Source organism: Paenibacillus sp. EB106-05-06-XG162 (genome assembly GCF_058791655.1).
This window is the reverse complement of the sequence record NZ_JBYTDT010000016.1, coordinates 124,820-144,931: the sequence shown is the minus strand read 5'-3', so window position 1 is coordinate 144,931 and position 20,112 is coordinate 124,820. Positions and strand designations below refer to the sequence as shown.

The window sequence follows — 20,112 nt, the reverse complement described above, 5'->3', positions numbered from 1 at the left end:
GCAATGTGGACTTAAAACGTTATTGTAATCTGCATGCGCGTGAAAGAAGAACATCGGAAAGCCGTATGAGGGAAAACCTCACGTACGGTTTGATGAGGAGGGGCTGAAAAAAAACTCAGCCCTTTACTCTAGAAAGTTGTAATTGAATCTAAGTCCATGGTTTGAATTGGCACGTATTCGGGATCAGACTTGCTAAGGATGTACGAAGAGGAAAAACAAGGTAAAATGGAAGTGTGAATAATATTAGTGAGAGGATTCGATGGGTATGAAAATTTCAATTATTGCAGGAAGTAATCGAAAAGGTGCGTCCAGTACTCAAGTGGCTAAGGTTCTGGCTAGAACGATACAAGAGCAAGGTCATGAAGTGATTTTCATTGATCTCTATGAGAAGCCGATGCCTTTATATTCGCCTGATCTATCTTATGCGAGTGATGTGAATGTCAGCGATATGAAAAAAGCCGTATTGTCTTCCCAGGCAGTAGTGCTTGCCACGCCGGAATACCATGGTAGCGTTAGCGGAGTGCTGAAGAATGCGTTGGATTTTATGAATAAAGATCATTTCAGTATGAAGCCGGTTCTGGCAGTCAGCTCATCGGGCGGTGATGTCGGAGTAAGCTCACTGCAGCAGATCCAAGCGATTGTACGGAATCTGCATGGCATCAATTGTCCGGAATGGTTATCTGTCGGTGGCGCACAGCGCAGCGTATTCGAACAGCCGCAGCTTGACCCTGAGCATGAGATGAGCAAACGCATTGCGCGTGTACTCGGTACGTTCCTCGCGCTTACGGATCAGTTGTCATCGAAGTCCTGTGCGCATTCATAAATGGTATGAGCGATTAGCGCAATACCCCCAGTGACCATCGTCACTGGGGGTATTTTTGTTACGAAGAAGATGAATTACCGAACTTCTTGCTCAGGCGATCGACGGTCTCATCGGGAATGTCGTGACTCCCGTAGCGTGACGCGTTGTAAGTCTCAGCTAATTCCTCTAAGTCGCTAGGGGTTTCATGTACATCCCATTCCTTCACTTGCCGGAGTGTTTCAGAAGGGGTGGAGCTCTCTTGCACGGCGAAGCCCTTACGCGTCACTTGATTCATTTTGAATCGATACCAATAGCGGATACGATCACGGTTATTCGTTAATTCGGCATAAGGGACATCCCTTTGTCTGAACCGGGTCATGATATTTTCCCATGGTCGGAACACACGCTGACGAAGCTTATCCCACTCGAATAGATTGGTTCGCTCATCAGAGAAAGTGGTCGATGGGGTAAATTCCTGCTTCTGTGCGAAGAAGCGCAGCAGAGCGGCCCAGAATTTCGGGAACAGCTTCTTGATCAGATGCCGTAGACCCAGCCATAACAAGACGATAACTGCGATGATCAACGCACTCCAGAACAAGATCATTATGATTTGCTCCAGCCACTTCATGAATGCACTGGGTTCCCCGGGTTCGAGTCCGGCGAGCGGCATCTGCGGTTCTGCTACAGGCTCAATGGGGCGAGGTTCGACTTCGGCGGGCCGATCTTGCAGCAGCCATGCGACGAATTGACGGAACCATTGCATCAGGATATCCATGAGATTGCCGAAAATCATCGCAGCGAAGAATAATGTGATGGCAATCAGTGCGAAGACATATTTTGTGTTTTGACGAAGGATGCCCTCTGGTAGCTTGGCAGCGGAATCCCTTGTCATATTCGCACGATGCAGGATATTCTGATTCATCATCATCAGGGTGGTTACGATCATCCATAACCCGCCAGCTAACAGATATATCCCGAATAGTCTGATTTCAGGCCGAATGCTGGCAAGCGCATAAGTGATGAAATAGGCTGCGAGCGCACCCCAATACCAGGTCACCGTGCTCCACATTGGCATTCCTCTGGTTACGATCTTCACACCGCGCGTGAATAGGGTGAAGCCGATCAATGGTGGTATCACGTGTGACATGGTCAGCGGTCCTGTCATTACAATGAAGGTGACGGTCAGGATAAGCAATCCAGTAAGCCATAAGACATCACGCTGCCAGCAAATCCATGATTTTGTCATTTGACCAATCCAGTGACAGGCCGGATAAACGAGAGTAAGCAAGAGCGTAAGTGATGGTATATCTGGTATGAGATAGATATGGAGCAGCAGAATGATAGGAAGCATCATGGCATATTCGGTCAGGGTTCGAATCAGTCCAACAGGGCGGAGGAGGCGATTAAGCATAGATGGTGTCCTCCTCTACTTCGCGTTCTGATTGATTTGTACGTTTGAGCTCCACGATTTCAATACCATTTCCCCGCATGCGGATTCGGGATAACAAAGGCTCCATATCGGTAAGTGGAATCGCGGTCAGGATAATGAAGTCTGTTCTTGCAGCATCTTCCCAGATCTCCATAAAGGTACGAAAGGATGCGGATAGCTCCAGTTCGAGCTTCGCCATATTTTCGAACACATCGGTTAGATGATGCGTACCCGCCGCGGGAGGAATGACAACGGGCTGCCCTTTCGCGAGCGTCTTCATCGTTCCATTGCAGGCAAAGCCTGTCTCAATGCCTTGCGGGATGGTCGTATTCGCGATCGAAGCGGCGTAGGATATCGCTTGTTCGATCATCTCCGGGTGCGTGACTTTGGACCACATGCCCTTCGTTGTCTCGAAATTTAACAGAATTATGATCTTACGGTCAGCGGTAAAATCAAGCTGATGCACTTGAAGTTGGTTCGTGCGCGCGGTTGCTTTCCAATGTACGGTTTTCAGTGGATCACCAGGTTGATAAGATCTCACACCGGATTTCCAGAAGGGGTCCTCGAGAATCCAACGTCGTACTGTCATGTCCCCAATCCAGCTCTTATTGGAGAAAGGAATCTGATGCAGCGGCACGATCTCCGGATAGACGATCAATTCGAGATCGAGCGGAAGGGTGCGCACGGCATCGAACATCCCGAATAGATCTCCTGCGGTCATGGTGGCACTGTTCAATCGGTAAATCCCACGGCGCGTACAAGTAATCTGATGTCTTCGCACAATTTGTGTGTATGATTTTAAGGTGAACAAGCTTCGATGATTCTGGAGCAGTTCTCCGGTATTGATCGCTAAGTTCGTCTGATTCCCGAAGTGAAGCGAACTAGGCAACATCGATTCGAGACGAACCCATGGCAGTGGCAGCAGCTTATCATTTCGAATGGTTTCTGTCATCTCTACTTGATCCTGTGCGAATAGGCGATGCTTCGTAAACGTTCTGGAATAGCCCAAGCGAGATAACGCGCGCACCTTAAAGAGGAGGGCTTGTAGACAGAGAACGATAACGGCGAATAAAATGAACCAATGCAGTGGCATCGCGATTACCCCTTCAATAGCGGTTCGGAAGGTACGGGAACTTGATTCAGAATTTGTCCCAGTACATTCTCGGCTTGCTGATCTCGCAGCTGCGAAGCATTCCGGAAGAGCAGGCGATGGGCGAGCACAGGTGTGACCATCTCCTTCACATCATCGGGAGATACGAATTCCCGGCCGCGGATAACAGCATAAGCTTGAACGGCGCGCAGTAAGGCTTGGCTCGCACGAGGGCTTGCTCCGAGTGCGATATCTGGGTGTTTGCGCGTCTGTTCCACGATTCTCAATAGATATTCCAGCATATCGTCGCTAATATGTACTTTTGTATAGTTGGCTCGCGCCTGAATAATGTCAGCTTTGGATGCGACGGGCTCGAGCTGTTCGAGCGGTTGTTGTTCCCGGAATCGGGACAAGACTAGGAGCCCCTCATCGAACGTCGGGTAGCCCAGCTTCAGCTTGAGCATGAACCGATCGAGTTGAGCCTCAGGGAGCGGGAACGTCCCATAGTTATCCAGTGGATTCTGTGTAGCCAGCACGATAAAAGGTTCGTCCAGCAGCATCGTGTCACCATCGATACTCACTTGACGTTCTTCCATACATTCGAGCAGGCTGGATTGTGTTCTTGGCGTCGCACGATTGATTTCATCCGCGAGCAGCAGGTTCGTGAATAGCGGACCCGGACGGAATTGAAACTCGCTCGTTTTCTGATTGTAAATATTCATGCCGCTTAGATCGGTGGGGAGCAAGTCGGGTGTAAACTGAATGCGCTTGCAATTGCCGTTGATGGATTTCGCAAGTGCCTTCACGAGCAGCGTTTTTCCTGTTCCGGGCACATCTTCTAGCAACACATGTCCACCTGTAAAAAGAGCAACAAAAATGCGGTCGATCGTCTCATCTTTGCCGACAATGACTTTTTGAACGTTACGTTTGATGACTTGGGCTAGGTTATAAATGCTTGTTAATTCATTCACTGCAGAACACCTCGTTTCGATGGATGGGCAAGAACAACGGTTCTTTGTTCTTCGACAGGGATTAGGTGAATCCCTCCCTCTAACTTAACTTCGAAGAGGAGGTTATTGTATTGTTCATGTTAGATTTTATGATTTCACTGCTCGTATGGATAACCATTGTGGAAGTGCTGCTAAGGGGTTTAGTCTCCAATTGCACATGTCATCAAGCTCTTTCTTGGTCATCGAATCACCTTCATTTTTGGAGTCATCCACCCAGAATAACCGGTCTCTGCGTACATTTCTTCGATATGCTTCATATGGAATCCCGATGAAATCATCGCATTCATAAGATCTTGGATTCGCCATTTATACGTGGGTATATCTCCGAATGGACCTGATATGTGATAAGGATTGACTACATTTATTTGTTCTGTAACTTGTATACCGAAAGGTCGCAAGAAGGGGTGAATATCAAACATTAAATACACCCCTTTGTGATGGAGAATTCGATGAATATTGTCGTACATAGCATGTAAATCGTGGATCCATACATGAACGACATTCGAGGTATATACAAAATCATATTCATCGCTTTTGATATTGCTTAATTTCATGGTGTCATCGCAAATAAATTCGATATCCCATCCATGATAACGAGCGATATCTGAAGCATTCTCTAATTGTCGTTCTGAAAAGTCGCATGAGGTTACGGTTGCGCCCATTAAATGAAAAGCAAAGACAGCATGATTGTCACCGCTTGAAGGCACACAAATGCGTTTGCCTTGCAAATCGGGAAAGGTTTCTTTCAACATTGAATACGTCGTTGGATGGAAGGCAGATTCAGGCCGTGCGATTAACTCTGAAATGCGTTCCTCCGAACGGAATTTTGCGAAATCCGTATCTGACCATAGATTCCAAGTTTCTTTGACGCGATTGTTCTTATTCATGTAGATGCCCCTCTCTAGAAAACTGTTATGCAAATGATAACAAGGGCAATAAGCAGCAAATACGTAAAGAATAACTTAAAGTGTTCGTTACACAAAAAAAGCCACATGGGTACACTCCCATATGACCTGGTATCTCTTATTTTTTGGAATAAATGATTTTCTTGATGCTGTCGTAGGAAAGGCAATATCGATCTGAGAGTTGATCCATCGTCACTCCGACGGCATTCTGTTGACGGATCTCTTCATTCCTTAGGTTCAAATAGATTCGACTCAGAGTTCTCTCCCCATTTTTTACGTGATCCATAGGGTTTGGGGATATACACTAAATCCACCATGGATATATTTCTGTACTTCTAAAAAAGTGATTTCACTTTATTCTTCAAAAAAAACTTCCCTCGTCAAGAGAGAAGTTTTTATCGTATTTATAGAGCAAGCATCGCTTGGAACTTGTCCGCGTCGAGCAGGTTGCCGACATAGAAAGAGCCGAATTCGCCAAAGCGCGCGCTTACTTCGTCAAACCGCATTTCATAGACAAGCTTCTTGAATTGAAGCGCATCGTCCGAGAAGAGCGTAACGCCCCATTCCCAGTCGTCCAGACCAACGGAGCCGCAGATGATTTGTTTCACTTTACCTGCGTATTGACGGCCGATCATGCCGTGGCTGCGCATCATGCCTTTACGCTCATCCATGGATAACATGTACCAGTTGTCCGCAAGATCGCGTTTCTTGTTCATTGGATAGAAGCAGATATGCTTGCTTTTCGGAAGCGTTGGCTTCAATCTCGCCATAACCTCAGGGCTCGCATAAGGATCTCCGCCGCCCGCCAAATAGTTGCTGAGCTCCACGACGCTGACATAGGAGTAGACGGGAATTGTATATTGCGCGAAGGATGTTTTATTAAAAGCATTCTCCAGCTCATTCAATTCCTCAAGCGTCTCACGCAAATGCATGAATACGAAGTCAGCCTTCTGTCCCACAATGGAGTATACCACCGTGCTGCCTTGTTTGTCCGCTTCTACAGTTGCCCATTGTTGCAAAAATGTATGTAACTCGTCGAGTGCCGTAGCACGTTCTGCCTCGGTCGCGCGTTTCCAACCATTCCAATCGATAGCTCTGAAATCATGCAATGCATACCAGCCTTCTAAAGTAAGAGCTGCTTCGCTCATCGTGATCACTCCTTCATGAATTTACCTCTAACTTCTTCCATTGTAACGAAAACAGTCGCGCAGAACAAATGGAGAAGGTGTGACAATCCTCACACAAAACGTCACGGAAAGTTCGTTGATTCCACCACATTTTTCTAGTACACTACAAGGAAAGACGTAAGACACAAGCTGCAGGTTGTACATATAGGGAGGTCGTTCAGGGCATGAATGGTGTGGTAGGTTCTATCATTCCGATCATTTTGTTCGTATTGTTTTTTGTGATGATGTTTGGGATCGGGTTTATTTTAAATATGTTAATGAAAACAACATGGTTCCCGGCGTACTTGTTCGTAATCGTTATTGTACCCGCGGTGATCATCTCGTATTGGAAGAGTGATCTATCCTTCCTGGGCAATATCGAGGCGTATAGCCTGGTAGATATGCTCACAGCATGTGCCGGGTTGGTCGGTGCAGTCATTAGTGGTACGACGATTCGCATGCTGCGTCGCAGTGGATTCAAGATGTTTTAATCAGAGGGCAGTACACGGGATGAAGTGTATTGCCTTTTTTTTATGTTGATAATGGTTAAGATTGACAATAATGAAAGTCCAAAGGTATACTTTATTTAGATATTTGTCTAACTATTAAATTATATTTGATTGTTTGGGAGAGGAGATTGTAATCGTATGAAAAAAATGATTAGTGTGTTAACCATTGCAGGCTTGTTGGCAAGCGGAGCACAAGCGGCACTAGCAGAAGATGTGACGGGAGCTACAGCAGCAGGTAAAGGGATTGAATTGCGGCAAGCAGCCGAGTGGGTCGGCGCTTCAGTGAAGTGGGATGCAGCGAAGCGGGCTGCCGTTGTGCAATACGGCACGACCGAATGGATCATTCAAGTCGGGCAGAGCCAGGCGCAATTGAATGGGGAGCCGTATCCGATGCTTATACCTGCGGTGATGAATGCGGTGCATCATTTGCAAGTCTCGGTCGAAGATGTGAACAAGGCCTTGCAAGTTCATCTATCGGTTGGCGAGCAGGGGGAGATCGTGATTGATCAAGCGGATCTGAAGAGCCGGGCTACTCATTTACTGAAGCAAGTCGTTGCAGGACAATTTGATGAGATGCGTGCTTCGATGAGTGAACCCTTGCAGGCGACAGTTCCTGTTCCGACTTTACAGATGATGCAGCAACAAATCATAGCGATGTACGGCAAATTGGATAAAGTGTTGAACGTGTCAGAGACGACAAATGCGGTTCACCATAATGTACGCGTCATGTACGCGGGGCCTCAAGGCGTGCCAGTAGCGATTGATGTGCGATTTGATCGGGATGGAAAGGTAGATGATTTCTTCTTCCCACAGCTACTGGTCGATAATTATCATGCACCGTCCTATGATCATCCTGAACGCTACAAGGCCGAGGAAGTGAAGATCGGAGAATGCAGCACCGCATTGCCAGGAGCATTGACCATTCCGCAAGGGGACGGACCGTTCCCCGTTGTCGTCCTTGTCCATGGTTCGGGAACGAATAATCGGGATGAATCTATTGGAGGAAGCAAGTTCTTCCGTGACCTTGCCGTAGGGCTTGCGAATGAAGGGGTAGCTGTACTCCGCTACGACAAACGAACTTTTGAGCATACATTTAAGTCTCAATCTCCTACATTTACTGTCAAAGAAGAGACAACGAATGATGCGATTGCTGCAGTGCAGATGTTAGCGACGGATAAGCGATTCGATGCCAAGCAAATCTATGTCCTTGGACATAGTCAAGGCGCAATGCTGGTCCCTCGGATCATTGAGCAGGATTCGAAACATCAGATTGCGGGTGCCATGGTCTTCGCTGGACCTTCGAAGCCGCTCGAAGACATCTTGCTCTGGCAATACCAGCAAGGCCTTGAACGTGCGAAAAAAGCAGGACTACCTCAAGAACTCTTAGCGCAGGTTGAAGCACAGCTTAAAATCTGGGAGCAGAGTATGACGCTGCTGAAGGATACGAAATACTCGGTAACGAATTTGCCGCCGCAATTTCCAGCAGGCAATGCCTATTGGTGGTTCGACCTTCGGAACTATCGCGGCCAAGAGATTGCGAAGTCGCAGAAGGTGCCGCTCTTTATTGCCCAAGGCGATAATGATATTCAAGTGGAAGCATCGAACTTGGACGGCTGGAAATCCGGTCTTGCTTCGAGAACAGATGTGACGTATAAGCTGTATCCGAAACTAAACCATGTGTTTGTCGCATCTGACAAACCTTCAACAGGCGAAGAGTATATGCTTTCGGGGAATGCACCGCAAGAAGTGATTACCGACATTGCAAAGTGGATCAAATCGACGAAATAGGCGGGTAGATAAATGATACAAGGAGTGGAAGGATGAAGAAGTTAATCGTTGTCATGATGGCTTTTGTGCTAGTACTGGGGGTTACCCCTCATTCCTTCGCTGCCAAAGCGAAGTTAACAGATCAGCTATCCGATTCTAAACTCACCTTTGCCTATGCAGATGATACAGGGACCCGGTTACTCGGGTTCGATCAAAAACATCCTAAGCAATACACGCAAGCGATCTCTTCACCAGGACGGGGTATTCCGATCCAATATATGAAACATCAGAAGCTCTCCGACGAGAGCAACGGCCGAAACAATATGTATAATTTCAATAAGGACGAAGGCGAGATTTATAAGGTGGTCAAAGGGAAATTACCGGAGAATGAGAGCGTTGTGCTCGCAGCGAAGGATGCTTTTCAAGGCCATACGTTTCTAGCTTATCGTCCGGTGTCGGTCAAGGGTTTAGATAAGAAGACGGTTAAGGCAATTGAGAAAGCGAAGAAGCGTAAGGTGTTGAAGCATTGGAAAATCGGTGAAGTCCCATCGGAAGTGCAAGTGGGCATCATTGAATTTGAGCGCGTGAAGGGGAAGAAGCCGCTCGCGAGCTTCGTTCTCGTGACGAAGAACGGTATTCTCTTTGATGACTATGAAGGGAACGAAGGTGATAATTCGGTCTGGCGCGTAGATGACGGAGGCGAAATGGATCCCTCATTTTTCCGTGTTATTTTCTTAACGCGCTCCGCTTCGGGCTATTCCGTCGGATTCGAATGGTACGGTTACGAAAGCAATGGATTATCTGTATTGCAGCAGAACGGGAAAAGCTTGCGTCAAGTCGAGCATTCGTCTCGGTATATTGCCCCGCTGTAAAGCATCGAATTCCCAAAAGAAAGGTCCGTCGTTCCTAGGAACGACGGACCTTTCTGCTTTCTAATAAAAATGAGACGATTCCACGCCTCGAACGTACTATGGTATAGTTGTGTTAGAAGATGATCAACAGAGAGGGAGGTGAGACAATGGAAATATCCGTGGATTATGGTGTGCTGTTATGGTCGATGATTGCGGTCGCTGCAGTGTTGGTAGGCTACTTCTATTTGCAGTCCCCGATCGGCATGCCGATTCGTACAGCTGTAATCGTGTCTCTGCAATCGCATACGGATGACTATCCGACACATGCGCAGAGCATGGTGCTGCGATTAGGATGGATACGTCGGAAAATACCGAGCCGCAAGCCGCGCAAAAAGCCAACCGATGATGAGATGCATTCCGCTGTAGGTGTACAGGACAGAGTAGAACAAACACCTATAGGAGGAATTATCCATGATCTCTTGGTTATCACCAATCGTATCTGTATTCAACACATTGCTCACCGATCTCTTCCAGCTTACGCATGACTGGGGACTTGCGATTATCGCATTAACCCTGATCGTTAGATTGTTATTCACGGGGTTGAATTTGATGAACTACCGGCAGATGGTCCGCCAGAAGGCCGTGCAGCCCATTCTTCAACAAGCCCGTGAGAAATATAAAGACAAGCAGGATCGATTGCTCGAAGAGACGCTTCGAATTAACAAGGAGCATGGCATTAAGCCGTTCAATATGCTATTGATCAGCTTCGCTCAAATTCCGATCTTCATGAGTCTTTTTGGTCTCTTCCGAACGCATGGGGGCGACATGAGCTCGACGATTGTATCTTGGGTGGACACGTTGTCCCAAACAGACCCGCTGCATGTGCTGCCGATTCTGAGCGCATTGTTAACGCTGGCCGCTGCGCTCATCCCCATTACGATGGAGCTGACGATTCTGCAAGCGGCCAAGAAGCAGGCCGGCCTTTCGATCGTAATGAATATAATTTATCTCTTCGTTCTGTGGCGGTCGCCGATCGCTATCGGCTTATATTATGCGTCGAGCGCGGTGTTTGCCTTGATGGAGAAGCTCGTGTACCGAACGAAGTGGGGGCAGAAGCTGCTCTATCGGGGCATTCAAGTCCCTGTGGAGGCGGCGAGCTAACCCCAAATCATAATAAATCCCCCATGCCGTGGATAATTCCATGGCATGGGGGATTTGTGCATTTACGTCTGAATTAATAATAAGATGATCGAAGATAGTCCGAAACATGTCCCAATCAGACATAAGAACATCAGCACTTGCTTGTGATTCAGTCCTGAACGAAGCAGTCGGTAATGCGCTTGGCTGGCATCAGCCTGATAGATCGGTTTGCCTTGAATCATTCGCTTCATGACGACGAAGATGTTATCGAAGATCGGCACCCCGAGCGCTAGAATCGGAATGAAGAGCGAGAGAATTGTCGCTTGCTTGAACGCTCCGTCTAACGCGATCACACCAAGGATGAACCCGATGAATGTCGCACCTGCATCGCCCATGAATATTTTGGCCGGCGGCTTGTTGTATCTTAAGTAAGCAACCGTCACACCAATCAAGATAATCGCCATCAACGCCGAATTGGTCTGGCCTTTGGTGAGCGCTACGATAAAGAGGGTCACCGCTGATATCGTGGCTAAGCCGCCTGCGAGGCCATCCATGCCGTCTGAGAAGTTAATGACCGTTGTGACGCCGAAGATCCATAGAATGGTTAGTATAAATTGCAGCCAAATCGGCAGCAAGACATATTCATTGCTGAAAGGATTATAGAACCCTGTAAAGGCGTTACCCGAGAAGAAGACGAGCGCAGCTGCTGAGAGTTGAATAACCATTTTGGGCAATGCCGGGAAATCTTTCCCCTTCGTCTTATACCAATCATCAATGGTTCCGATCGTCAGTAAGAGAACACCGCCAATAAAGAGTGCCCCAGTCTCCCAATTGAATTCACGTGTGACGAGCAAGTATGTAACGAAGAATCCGATGAATATCGCATAGCTGGCTGTCAGCGGGATTGGCTCGCGATGGATTTTGCGCTCCGTGTCTTTCCGTGGCTTGTCCACAAAATCGATGCGGAACGCCATCTTACCGAGTGGTGGAATGAGTACATATACAATGAGAAACGAAATGAAAAATGAGAGCGCGTATATCAAAACGATCACCATCCATTAGTTTGTTGTCCATTACGTATTATACGCAATATGGATAACACTGTCGAATTTTCGATGATAGAACCTGTCGAGTTATTGATCATATTCGTGGTAGAGTTCTCCAGAGACAGACTTGGCTCTTTTTTTATGATAGAATAAAAGGATGCTTGAAGTACGGAATTAATGGGGAAAAATGGGGTGTAGTAAAGGGTGCGTATTTCAAATCTAATGCAGTTTACCGAACATCATCGGTATTGTACGTTCAGGGACTTCTCGCTCAGCGGGATGGATTCGAAAATGCTCTCCTATATTTATCAACCGATGGTTGGTGGACTTGCGATTAGTTTCTATCAATTTCTCTACCAACATATTTCGAGTGATCGTGTCGGATATTCGCGGATTGAACAGCAGCGCCGTCTCTTCCTCACCCTAGGGATCGACCCAAGTGAGAAAGGCCGTAAGCAGCTGATCGAGATCACATCGAAGCTCGAAGCGGTAGGGTTATTGCATACGTCGCGGATCTACATACCCGAGCAGGATGATAGTCTGTATGAATATGAGCTCTACGCGCCGTTGTCGCCGAATGAATTTTTTAAGACACAGCACCTCACGCTGTTATTACGGGATAAAGTAGGAAAGTTCTCGGTCCTATCACTTCGTGAGGAATTCTGCACAGAAGAGCCTGCCGAGATTGTTCATAAGGCCGTTCATAAAGAAGATCTATCGATCCCATTCTATGAACTGTTCCAATTGAACACACATGTGATAGATTATGAGCTGGAACAGGCGTTATCCGAGGTTGCTCCTTCCCGGCATCCGGGGTATCAGGCGACAGGCTCGGAGGAGATGCTGAATTATGCGGATATTATTTCGCGGTTCCCACGTATCTCGAAGAATCGCGCATTCGTTGAGCGTCTGCGTTATGAACATGAACAAATGGGTATGATCAATTACATTGTTCACAAATATCAACTAAGTCTGCAAGACATCTGTGGATTATTGGATGAGGAAGGCGTCTTCTCTGATCAAGGCGAAGTCCTGCTCGATGAGCTGCAGCACCGGGCGAACCTGCAGTTCCGTCAAGGGAAGAAACGGAGTGAGACGAGTGATCGGTATGTGAAGAAGGTCATCGCACTTCGTGATTCAGTAGACCTTACCGGAGAAGATCAACCGCAGGAAGAATATGCCGTGGAGATGGAATTCTATCTGGATGTGCCGCCGCAATTCCAGGGGAAATGCGATATCCATCAATATAATATGATGCTTCGTAATGAACCTTATACGATGTTGCTCAAGAAGTTCTTCCCGGGCTCCGTGCCGGATAATATGATGGACATGTTCGAGAAGATCGATTTGAATTATAAATTGCCTGAAGAAGTTATCAATGTTTTAATTCACTACCTGATGACGTTGCTCGTCTCAGGCACGGATCAACGTTTGAACCGGAATTTTGTGGATTCCATTGCATCGACGATGCTGATGAAGCAGATTACCACCTATGAACTCGCTGTACAACATATTCGCGATCAGAGTCAATTCAAGCAGCGGCTGGAGCAAGAGCGGACCAGCAAATCCGCCGCATCGGGCTCACGTGGGCGCAGCGGATCAGGGTATTCGAGATCTGCGAAGCAGAAGCCGAGCATTCCGATTATTCAAGATGTGCCGCAAGGTATGGCCGTAACCCCAGAAGAATTAGAAGAAATGCGCAAAGTTGCGCGGAAACTAGATGGTAAATCCTAAGAAGAGAGGAGATGTATTGTGTCATGGACTCACTCGGAGATCTATTAAAACGAATTCCAAGTCAAGAAATGTGGCAAAGGGTAGAACGGAAGAAGGCGGAGCTGATTGCGAATCCGCTGATTGTGAAGCTGCGTGCGAAATACCCGGACATCACGGAACAAGTTCTTCAACAGAATATGAATCGCTTGTATCAATACGTAACTGAGTACAACAATTGCTCGCAATGCCCAGGGTTAGATCAATGTCCGAATGATATGCAAGGGCACTATACCAAAATCTCCTGCGACACCGTCAATGGATTGACCCAAGTCTATGATAGCAAAGTATCTTGCAAGAAATTCCTTGGTCAACAACGACAAGATCAAGTTCGTGAGCGGATTCGGAGCTTCTACGTGGACGATCGGGCGCTTAAGGAAGGCTATTCAGCTGATGAGATTCTCGTAAAAGATTTGGAGCGGGCTTCGGCTGCCAACCAGGTGTTGACGTATATTTTACGGACGAAGGAAGAGGGACTTCAGACGAACGGACTGTACTTGGTCGGGAAATTCGGTACAGGGAAGACCTTCTTGATGTGTTACTTGTTGTATGAGCTTGCGAAGGAAGGATTCACAGGTGCGATCGTCTATATGCCAGAGTTCGTCGAGGATTTGAAATCGATGATGTTAGACGGGGCCAAATTAAAGGAGACGATGGAAGTCTTGAAGGAGACGGACATTCTGATCTTCGATGACGTTGGTGCTGAGAACATGAATCCTTGGGCGAGAGACCATGTGCTCGGATCGATTCTGAATTATCGGATGAACCGCAAGCCAACCTTCTATACCTCGAATTATGAATTGGATGCGCTGGAGAAGCACTTTAGCTTCACGAGCAAAGACGGTGAAGAGGCCTACAAAGGCCAGAGGCTAATGGATCGTATTCGGCCATTCGTCGATGTCATTGTGGTGAATGGCGAGAACAAACGCGGACGCAAAAAGAACTAAAACATAGCGACAAGCCAGTGCGATTCCTTCGGGAGAGTCAGCTGGCTTTTTTTGTTATTTTCCTCGAAAATAAGGATTGACATTTCTCTAGGCAGTTGGTATATTACGTTTAAACCAAGTAATTAAATAGGAATTATAAGTTTTCGACCGGACAGCCGGAGGAAACGATGCGATTCAAAAAGGGATTGTAGATATTACAACCTTTATTTGCACATCGTATTCGTTTCTTCCCGCTGTCCTTTTCATTTTGCATGTTGAGAGGGGAAAAATCGTATGAAGAAGAGAGTAACCACCATCGTCGTCTTATTATTATTAGCCGTAACCGCGGCAGCGTGCGGATCCAAGACGGCCGATGCACCCAAAACAGAGCCAGCCAAAAAACCAGTCGAACTGTTGAATGTCTCTTATGATCCGACTCGAGAATTATATGCGGCCTACAACAAATTATTCAGTGACTATTGGCAAAAGAAAACTGGTCAGACCGTTACGATTAAACAATCGCACGGTGGTTCTGGGAAGCAAAGCCTCTCCGTTGTGAATGGACTCAAAGCGGATGTGGTTACGCTCGCGCTGGGCTATGATGTGGATGCGGTTCAGAAGGCAGGTCTTATCCAAGAAGGGTGGCAGAAGAAATTCGAGGATAACAGCGCGCCCTATACGTCGACGATCGTCTTCCTGGTGCGCAAGGGCAATCCGAAAGGTATTCATGATTGGAGTGATCTCGTCAAAGACGGCATAGGGGTTATCACACCAAACCCGAAAACATCCGGCGGAGCACGGTGGAACTATCTCGCAGCATGGGGCTATGCGCTTGAGCAGAACGGCGGCGATGAGAATAAAGCGAAAGAGTTCGTCGCGAAATTGTTCAAGAACGTACCGGTTCTGGATTCCGGCGCACGAGGCTCGACGACGACCTTTGTGGAGCGCGGCATTGGTGATGTGCTGCTGGCTTGGGAGAATGAAGCCTTGTTGTCGACCAATGAGCTGGGTAAAGATAAATTCGAAATTGTCTATCCATCGCTGAGTATTCTGGCAGAACCGCCTGTAGCGGTCGTTGATAAAGTTGTAGATGAACACGGCACGCGGGAGGTAGCCGAAGAATATTTGAAGTATCTCTACACACCGGAGGCGCAGGATCTTGTTGCGAAGAACTTCTATCGTCCGATTCTGAAGGATGTGGCTGACAAGTATAAGGACCAGTTCCCAACACTCAAGCTCTTAACGATTGATAAAGATTTCGGTGGCTGGAGCGCTGCGCAAGCGAAGCACTTCGCAGATGGTGGATTGTTCGATCAGATATATGCTGCAGGTAAATAATAATGACAAAGCTGAAATCCAAACGTATCAAAGTACTGCCGGGATTTGGCCTCACCTTAGGTTATTCGATCTTCTATCTGAGCATTATTGTTCTGATCCCGCTCGCCAGTCTGTTCGTGGAGACGGCCAATGCGAGTTGGGATAAAATCTGGCAGACGATATCGGATCCGCGGGTTATCGCTTCATATCGCGTCACTTTCTTATCCGCATTCTATGCTGCGGTCATTAATGTAATCTTCGGTCTCTTACTCGCCTGGGTACTTGTCAGATATAAGTTCCCAGGCAAGAAGCTGATTGATGGGATTATCGATCTTCCCTTTGCTCTGCCAACAGCCGTCGCTGGGATCGCATTAACCGCCATTTATGCAGAGAATGGGATCATCGGGAAGCTGTTCGCGCCGCTTGGTATCAAAATTGCCTACACCCAAACCGGGATTACGATTGCGCTTATATTTATCGGACTCCCCTTCGTTGTGAGGACAGTTCAACCCGTCCTTCAGGAGCTGGACCGTGAAATTGAAGAAGCAGCGGTGACGCTTGGTGCTTATCGCTGGAGAACCTTTCGAAGCGTTATTCTTCCGGAATTGACCCCGGCGTTATGGACAGGATTTGCACTCGCCTTTGCGAGGGCGATAGGTGAGTATGGCTCGGTTGTCTTCATCGCCGGCAATATGCCGTTTAAGACGGAAATTGCTCCGCTGCTCATTATGACGAAGTTGGAGCAATTCGATTATGCGGGAGCCACGGCTATTGCACTTGTGATGCTGCTCAGTTCATTCGTGATGCTCTTGGTCATCAACTTCTTGCAGTGGCGCAGTCAGCATCAAGCTATCTCAGAATAGGTAGGAGGTGAAGTATGGCAGGTTCAACAACAATGAACGGCTTGGCTGGAAGTACGGAGGTGAGGCCGAGACATGCGACAGAGTCGCTGCCGTTTCGATGGCTCTGGATTACGATCGCATTATTATTCGTCGGGTTGATACTCATATTGCCGTTAGTTACGGTGATTTATGAAGGGTTGAAGAAGGGAGTAGAGCTATATCTTACGGCTTTAATCGAACCTGATGCAATATCTGCTCTGAAGTTAACGCTGCTCGTTGCACTCATCGCGGTACCGTTGAATACATTATTTGGCGTGGCTGCCGCATGGACGATCACGAAGTTTCAGTTCCGCTGCAAAAATATTCTGCTGACGCTGATCGACCTGCCATTTGCCGTATCGCCAGTTATATCGGGGCTGGTGTATGTGCTATTGTTCGGGGCAAGGGGATGGTTCGGGCCATTTCTTGAGGCGAATCATCTGCAGATTGTCTATGCTGTGCCTGGAATTATTCTGGCGACAACGTTCGTGACATTCCCATTTGTTGCGCGTGAGTTGATTCCGCTCATGCAGGCTCAGGGCAAGCAGGAAGAAGAAGCGGCTGCAAGTCTTGGGGCAAAAGGGTGGCATATTTTCTGGCATGTGACTATACCGAATATCAAATGGGGACTGCTCTACGGCATCATCCTCTGCAATGCACGTGCGATTGGCGAATTTGGCGCTGTCTCCGTCGTGTCGGGACATATCCGGGGAGAGACCAATACATTACCGCTTCACATTGAAATCCTGTACAACGAATATCAATTCTCCGCCGCATTTGCGGTTGCGTCGCTGCTTGTGGCCTTAGCGCTCGTGACGTTAGTCGCGAAGAGTCTGATTGAACGTCGACAGCAGCGTGCCGCTGCTAGTAATAGGATGAATTGACGACATGAGCGCAAGATGATAAGATAATAATTACCAAATCATAGTAAATGGGTCGGAATGAAATGAATTCCTTTCTTGGGGAATAAGGAGGATGTGTATGGGGAGAACGCTGGAGATTGATGAGCGTTGGCGTGATCAGATTGTTGCGTTATTGAATGGTATGGAGTTCGGTTCTGTACTCATCACAGTTCATGATGGCAAAATTGTTCAGTTGGAGCGCACGGAGCGCAAACGATTTGAGCTGAATTATTCCCCACCTCCGTCTCCTTCTGAGCGATTAACTTCGAATTAATTCGTAAATAATAAAAAAGTCTGAACCTTATTGTCAGTGAAGACAGCGGTTCAGACTTTATTCGTTTCCTGATTTCGCTTGGTTTAACTCGCTAAGAACTTAATGATCACCATCGCGAAGAATACAATGAACATGAATCCAAACATGAAAGTGAAGCCATTCATTACGTCGGAGAAATCGTTACGAATTTCTTCATTCACATGTTTTGTTGGATCGTTCGTGGATAATTTGATAGTATCTTCCATCATGATCTGCCCCCTGACTATCGGTTCCGTTATTGCAATGATAAGCATCACAATTCATGAATCCAAATATTACTATTAGTATAACGAAAGAATCGTTTATTTGTAAAGTCGCCTAAAGTGACAAAGTTTAGTCATATTTCACAAAATGAAGTTGGTTGTGGTATACTTTCAATTGATGAGTACCTAAAAAAAATTGGTTCTATATAAAGGAGGACATTGTCATGGCAATTGTAAACGTAACCGATCAATCATTCAATACGGAGGTTGAAGGTCAAGGCGTCGTTCTAGTAGATTTCTGGGCACCTTGGTGTGGTCCTTGTAAACGTCTTGCTCCAGAATTGGAAGCACTTGATGCGGAAATCGGCGATTCCTTGAAAATCGCAAAAGTGAACGTGGATGAGAACCCTGAGACGGCTTCCCGTTTCGGTGTAATGAGCATCCCAACATTGATCGTGTTCAAAGACGGTCAACCGGTTGATAAAGTTGTTGGTCTGAACTCGAAAGATGCTTTGAAAAGCATGGTTGGCAAACACCAATAAGATTGATTGATCTTCATAGAAGCCTTCTCAGTGAGTGAACTGAGAGGGCTTTTTTTGTTGGTTCGGTATGAATCTGAAACTTTTTGTGCCGTCAGCCGTCAATAGCTATAGAGCTATGATTAACATGATATGGAAGAGGAGTGCAGAAATTTGCTACATACGAAATGGAAACAGGTATTGGTTGGCGGAATAGTGCTAACGCTGTGGGCCGGAGCGTTAGGTACGGCGCAAGCCGCAGGGACGGCGGGAAACCAGATGGAGAAGCCGATCATCTCGGAGAACGTGATGCAGAATAGTAGAGTCATGGGACAGGTGTCGGAGCTAAAGCCGGCATGGACATTTGCGGTCGATCGCAATGAAAATTGGCAAGCGATTACGACGGCGCAAGCGGTAGGGAATCAAGTATTCGCATTGAAGGATAAGAAGTTGGTGTCGATCGATGTAACGACGGGCAAGAAGCAGTGGACGTATGGACAGAATTTGACGTCGACCATCAAGGTGAACCAAGGCGTTGTCTACGGCGTCTCTCAGGCAGGCCAAGTCTATGCCGTTAGCGCGAGCCAAGGCAAGGCGAAATGGACGGCGAAATATACGGAAGTCGTGGGCGTGATTCCGCAAGGGGATCGTGTCTATGTGCTGCATCATGAACGGAAGATCGACGCATTGTCGGCATCGACAGGAAAGCTGTTATGGAGCACGGAGGAACCGGGTGCCAATTATGCCTTGGATGTGATGGAGGCGGACGGTGTTCTGTTAGCGACATTCACCGTCCAAGGCGCGCTGACCACCGTTCAATTGGATGCGTTCGACCTAAAGACGGGCAAGAAGAAATGGGGCCAATCTCGGCAGGATATGCCGATCCTCGTGAAGAACGGCATGGCTTTCTCGAAGACCGATGAGTTAAATATGGACGATGCGGTGGCGGATCGTGAGCTTACGATTCTAGGCTTGGATCTGCAGACGGGTAAAGCTCGCGAGACGAGAACCTATAGCTATAAGATGGCTGGACAGCCGCCGTATAGCCCTGGAAGCGGTCGGATTCTGCTGGATGGGAATAATCTCTATATGGCCCAAGGGCAGCGGATTGCGCAGTATGATTTCTCTTCGGAAGCTGGCGCGAGCAAACCGGTTAAGACATGGGCCGTCATGTACCCAGACGTGAGCTTCTTAGGCGCGATGCACCAAGGGAAGTTCTTGTTCCAAGATCGCAATACGCAAGAAATCAAAGGGATAAAGATGTCGGACGGCCAAGAGATGGCTTGGACCGGTGACAATCCTGCGGCCCAAGTGGAGATTTACGGTAGCGTGATGTACCGTGCGCAGACTGATGGCGTCCTGTATGGGCTGGATGTCGATACGACGAAGGCACTGTTCAAGGTTCACACGAATGCCCATTTCTACGGGCCGACCTTGAAGGCAGGCCGGACAGTCATCATTCAAGCGGAAGATCGGCTCATTGGTGTACGGTTACCAGCATCTGTGAAGTGAAATCTGTGATCCCGCATAGGCATGAAGCAGCAGGTTTGATATAATGGATATCGAA

Annotated in this window: 21 protein-coding genes and 1 pseudogene; 14 read left to right on the top strand and 8 right to left on the bottom strand. The window is 47.4% G+C overall.

All coding sequences use genetic code 11. From position 1 onward, the window contains the following. Nucleotides 1-265: 265 nt before the first annotated feature. A complete protein-coding gene (locus tag AC3WU2_RS25390) occupies nucleotides 266-823 on the top strand; it encodes an NADPH-dependent FMN reductase (RefSeq protein WP_492457758.1) in 558 nt (185 codons plus the stop codon). A gap of 58 nt (nucleotides 824-881) precedes the next feature. Here the strand turns inward: AC3WU2_RS25390 and AC3WU2_RS25385 are convergent, their stop codons facing one another. The 6 genes and pseudogenes from AC3WU2_RS25385 to hemQ form a co-directional block, all read right to left on the bottom strand. Beyond that, nucleotides 882-2,213: a DUF4129 domain-containing protein gene (locus AC3WU2_RS25385; RefSeq protein WP_492457757.1), complete on the bottom strand. Its 1,332-nt coding sequence runs from the start codon at nucleotides 2,211-2,213 to the stop codon at nucleotides 882-884. Beyond that, nucleotides 2,206-3,324 (bottom strand): DUF58 domain-containing protein, encoded by a 1,119-nt coding sequence (locus AC3WU2_RS25380; RefSeq protein ID WP_492457756.1) that lies wholly within the window; start codon nucleotides 3,322-3,324, stop codon nucleotides 2,206-2,208. The genes AC3WU2_RS25385 and AC3WU2_RS25380 overlap by 8 nt, the downstream gene beginning before the upstream one ends. A gap of 5 nt (nucleotides 3,325-3,329) precedes the next feature. Further along, nucleotides 3,330-4,292 carry an AAA family ATPase gene (locus tag AC3WU2_RS25375; RefSeq protein ID WP_018758870.1) on the bottom strand — a complete coding sequence of 321 codons (963 nt, stop codon included), beginning with the start codon at nucleotides 4,290-4,292 and terminating at the stop codon, nucleotides 3,330-3,332. Between the two features lie 218 nt (nucleotides 4,293-4,510). Continuing rightward, nucleotides 4,511-5,218 carry a class I SAM-dependent methyltransferase gene (locus AC3WU2_RS25370; RefSeq protein WP_492457755.1) on the bottom strand — a complete coding sequence of 236 codons (708 nt, stop codon included), beginning with the start codon at nucleotides 5,216-5,218 and terminating at the stop codon, nucleotides 4,511-4,513. 136 nt (nucleotides 5,219-5,354) lie between these two features. Beyond that, a pseudogene (locus tag AC3WU2_RS25365) lies at nucleotides 5,355-5,584 on the bottom strand (CD3324 family protein). A 56-nt stretch (nucleotides 5,585-5,640) separates the two neighbouring features. Next, entirely contained in the window at nucleotides 5,641-6,384 is a 744-nt protein-coding gene (hemQ, locus tag AC3WU2_RS25360; protein WP_492457754.1) for a hydrogen peroxide-dependent heme synthase, read from the bottom strand. A 203-nt stretch (nucleotides 6,385-6,587) separates the two neighbouring features. Here hemQ and AC3WU2_RS25355 point away from each other — a divergent pair, with 203 nt between their 5' ends. From AC3WU2_RS25355 to AC3WU2_RS25335, 5 genes are all read left to right on the top strand, one after another. Then, nucleotides 6,588-6,893: a YuiB family protein gene (locus AC3WU2_RS25355; protein WP_018758867.1), complete on the top strand. Its 306-nt coding sequence runs from the start codon at nucleotides 6,588-6,590 to the stop codon at nucleotides 6,891-6,893. A gap of 156 nt (nucleotides 6,894-7,049) precedes the next feature. Then, the gene (locus AC3WU2_RS25350) at nucleotides 7,050-8,699 is read left to right on the top strand and encodes an alpha/beta hydrolase family protein (RefSeq protein ID WP_492457753.1); all 1,650 of its coding nucleotides are present in this window, start codon (nucleotides 7,050-7,052) and stop codon (nucleotides 8,697-8,699) included. Nucleotides 8,700-8,731: 32 nt separating this feature from the next. After that, the gene (locus AC3WU2_RS25345; protein ID WP_492457752.1) at nucleotides 8,732-9,550 is read left to right on the top strand and encodes a hypothetical protein; all 819 of its coding nucleotides are present in this window, start codon (nucleotides 8,732-8,734) and stop codon (nucleotides 9,548-9,550) included. 146 nt (nucleotides 9,551-9,696) lie between these two features. Beyond that, nucleotides 9,697-10,074, top strand: a complete 378-nt coding sequence (locus tag AC3WU2_RS25340; RefSeq protein ID WP_492457751.1) for a hypothetical protein — start codon at nucleotides 9,697-9,699, stop codon at nucleotides 10,072-10,074. Further along, on the top strand, nucleotides 10,001-10,690 hold the full coding sequence (locus AC3WU2_RS25335) for a YidC/Oxa1 family membrane protein insertase (RefSeq protein WP_492457750.1): 690 nt from the start codon (nucleotides 10,001-10,003) through the stop codon (nucleotides 10,688-10,690). The genes AC3WU2_RS25340 and AC3WU2_RS25335 overlap by 74 nt, the downstream gene beginning before the upstream one ends. A gap of 62 nt (nucleotides 10,691-10,752) precedes the next feature. Here the strand turns inward: AC3WU2_RS25335 and AC3WU2_RS25330 are convergent, their stop codons facing one another. After that, nucleotides 10,753-11,724, bottom strand: coding sequence for an MraY family glycosyltransferase (locus tag AC3WU2_RS25330; RefSeq protein WP_492457749.1), 972 nt, complete (start codon nucleotides 11,722-11,724; stop codon nucleotides 10,753-10,755). A 195-nt stretch (nucleotides 11,725-11,919) separates the two neighbouring features. Here AC3WU2_RS25330 and AC3WU2_RS25325 point away from each other — a divergent pair, with 195 nt between their 5' ends. From AC3WU2_RS25325 to AC3WU2_RS25300, 6 genes are all read left to right on the top strand, one after another. Next, complete coding sequence (locus AC3WU2_RS25325; RefSeq protein ID WP_492457748.1) at nucleotides 11,920-13,449, top strand: DnaD domain protein; 1,530 nt, start codon at nucleotides 11,920-11,922, stop codon at nucleotides 13,447-13,449. Between the two features lie 23 nt (nucleotides 13,450-13,472). Further along, complete coding sequence (gene dnaI / locus AC3WU2_RS25320; protein WP_314589599.1) at nucleotides 13,473-14,432, top strand: primosomal protein DnaI; 960 nt, start codon at nucleotides 13,473-13,475, stop codon at nucleotides 14,430-14,432. A gap of 273 nt (nucleotides 14,433-14,705) precedes the next feature. After that, nucleotides 14,706-15,749, top strand: a complete 1,044-nt coding sequence (locus tag AC3WU2_RS25315; protein ID WP_492457747.1) for a sulfate ABC transporter substrate-binding protein — start codon at nucleotides 14,706-14,708, stop codon at nucleotides 15,747-15,749. Nucleotides 15,750-15,751: 2 nt separating this feature from the next. Continuing rightward, nucleotides 15,752-16,591 carry a sulfate ABC transporter permease subunit CysT gene (cysT, locus tag AC3WU2_RS25310; protein WP_492457746.1) on the top strand — a complete coding sequence of 280 codons (840 nt, stop codon included), beginning with the start codon at nucleotides 15,752-15,754 and terminating at the stop codon, nucleotides 16,589-16,591. 14 nt (nucleotides 16,592-16,605) lie between these two features. After that, a complete protein-coding gene (gene cysW, locus AC3WU2_RS25305) occupies nucleotides 16,606-17,493 on the top strand; it encodes a sulfate ABC transporter permease subunit CysW (RefSeq protein ID WP_492457745.1) in 888 nt (295 codons plus the stop codon). Nucleotides 17,494-17,590: 97 nt separating this feature from the next. Next, on the top strand, nucleotides 17,591-17,785 hold the full coding sequence (locus tag AC3WU2_RS25300) for a YezD family protein (RefSeq protein WP_018758856.1): 195 nt from the start codon (nucleotides 17,591-17,593) through the stop codon (nucleotides 17,783-17,785). Between the two features lie 83 nt (nucleotides 17,786-17,868). Here AC3WU2_RS25300 and AC3WU2_RS25295 read toward each other — a convergent pair whose 3' ends face one another. Continuing rightward, complete coding sequence (locus AC3WU2_RS25295) at nucleotides 17,869-18,033, bottom strand: hypothetical protein (RefSeq protein ID WP_018758855.1); 165 nt, start codon at nucleotides 18,031-18,033, stop codon at nucleotides 17,869-17,871. A gap of 218 nt (nucleotides 18,034-18,251) precedes the next feature. Between AC3WU2_RS25295 and trxA the strand changes: the two genes are divergently transcribed. Both trxA and AC3WU2_RS25285 read left to right on the top strand, forming a co-directional pair. Next, on the top strand, nucleotides 18,252-18,569 hold the full coding sequence (trxA, locus tag AC3WU2_RS25290; protein ID WP_018758854.1) for a thioredoxin: 318 nt from the start codon (nucleotides 18,252-18,254) through the stop codon (nucleotides 18,567-18,569). Between the two features lie 150 nt (nucleotides 18,570-18,719). Further along, nucleotides 18,720-20,057 carry an outer membrane protein assembly factor BamB family protein gene (locus tag AC3WU2_RS25285; protein ID WP_492457744.1) on the top strand — a complete coding sequence of 446 codons (1,338 nt, stop codon included), beginning with the start codon at nucleotides 18,720-18,722 and terminating at the stop codon, nucleotides 20,055-20,057. Nucleotides 20,058-20,112 lie beyond the last annotated feature (55 nt).

What these genes read in the sequence shown, in the direction of transcription:
- AC3WU2_RS25295 (WP_018758855.1), bottom strand. Translation starts at nt 18,033, where the DNA reads ATGATGGAAGATACTATCAAATTATCCACGAACGATCCAACAAAACAT.
- AC3WU2_RS25330 (WP_492457749.1), bottom strand. Translation starts at nt 11,724, where the DNA reads ATGGTGATCGTTTTGATATACGCGCTCTCATTTTTCATTTCGTTTCTC.
- cysW (WP_492457745.1), top strand. Translation starts at nt 16,606, where the DNA reads ATGGCAGGTTCAACAACAATGAACGGCTTGGCTGGAAGTACGGAGGTG.
- AC3WU2_RS25350 (WP_492457753.1), top strand. Translation starts at nt 7,050, where the DNA reads ATGAAAAAAATGATTAGTGTGTTAACCATTGCAGGCTTGTTGGCAAGC.
- AC3WU2_RS25385 (WP_492457757.1), bottom strand. Translation starts at nt 2,213, where the DNA reads ATGCTTAATCGCCTCCTCCGCCCTGTTGGACTGATTCGAACCCTGACC.
- hemQ (WP_492457754.1), bottom strand. Translation starts at nt 6,384, where the DNA reads ATGAGCGAAGCAGCTCTTACTTTAGAAGGCTGGTATGCATTGCATGAT.
- trxA (WP_018758854.1), top strand. Translation starts at nt 18,252, where the DNA reads ATGGCAATTGTAAACGTAACCGATCAATCATTCAATACGGAGGTTGAA.
- AC3WU2_RS25370 (WP_492457755.1), bottom strand. Translation starts at nt 5,218, where the DNA reads ATGAATAAGAACAATCGCGTCAAAGAAACTTGGAATCTATGGTCAGAT.
- dnaI (WP_314589599.1), top strand. Translation starts at nt 13,473, where the DNA reads ATGGACTCACTCGGAGATCTATTAAAACGAATTCCAAGTCAAGAAATG.
- AC3WU2_RS25390 (WP_492457758.1), top strand. Translation starts at nt 266, where the DNA reads ATGAAAATTTCAATTATTGCAGGAAGTAATCGAAAAGGTGCGTCCAGT.
- AC3WU2_RS25345 (WP_492457752.1), top strand. Translation starts at nt 8,732, where the DNA reads ATGAAGAAGTTAATCGTTGTCATGATGGCTTTTGTGCTAGTACTGGGG.
- AC3WU2_RS25380 (WP_492457756.1), bottom strand. Translation starts at nt 3,324, where the DNA reads ATGCCACTGCATTGGTTCATTTTATTCGCCGTTATCGTTCTCTGTCTA.
- AC3WU2_RS25335 (WP_492457750.1), top strand. Translation starts at nt 10,001, where the DNA reads ATGATCTCTTGGTTATCACCAATCGTATCTGTATTCAACACATTGCTC.
- AC3WU2_RS25355 (WP_018758867.1), top strand. Translation starts at nt 6,588, where the DNA reads ATGAATGGTGTGGTAGGTTCTATCATTCCGATCATTTTGTTCGTATTG.
- cysT (WP_492457746.1), top strand. Translation starts at nt 15,752, where the DNA reads ATGACAAAGCTGAAATCCAAACGTATCAAAGTACTGCCGGGATTTGGC.
- AC3WU2_RS25340 (WP_492457751.1), top strand. Translation starts at nt 9,697, where the DNA reads ATGGAAATATCCGTGGATTATGGTGTGCTGTTATGGTCGATGATTGCG.
- AC3WU2_RS25300 (WP_018758856.1), top strand. Translation starts at nt 17,591, where the DNA reads ATGGGGAGAACGCTGGAGATTGATGAGCGTTGGCGTGATCAGATTGTT.
- AC3WU2_RS25315 (WP_492457747.1), top strand. Translation starts at nt 14,706, where the DNA reads ATGAAGAAGAGAGTAACCACCATCGTCGTCTTATTATTATTAGCCGTA.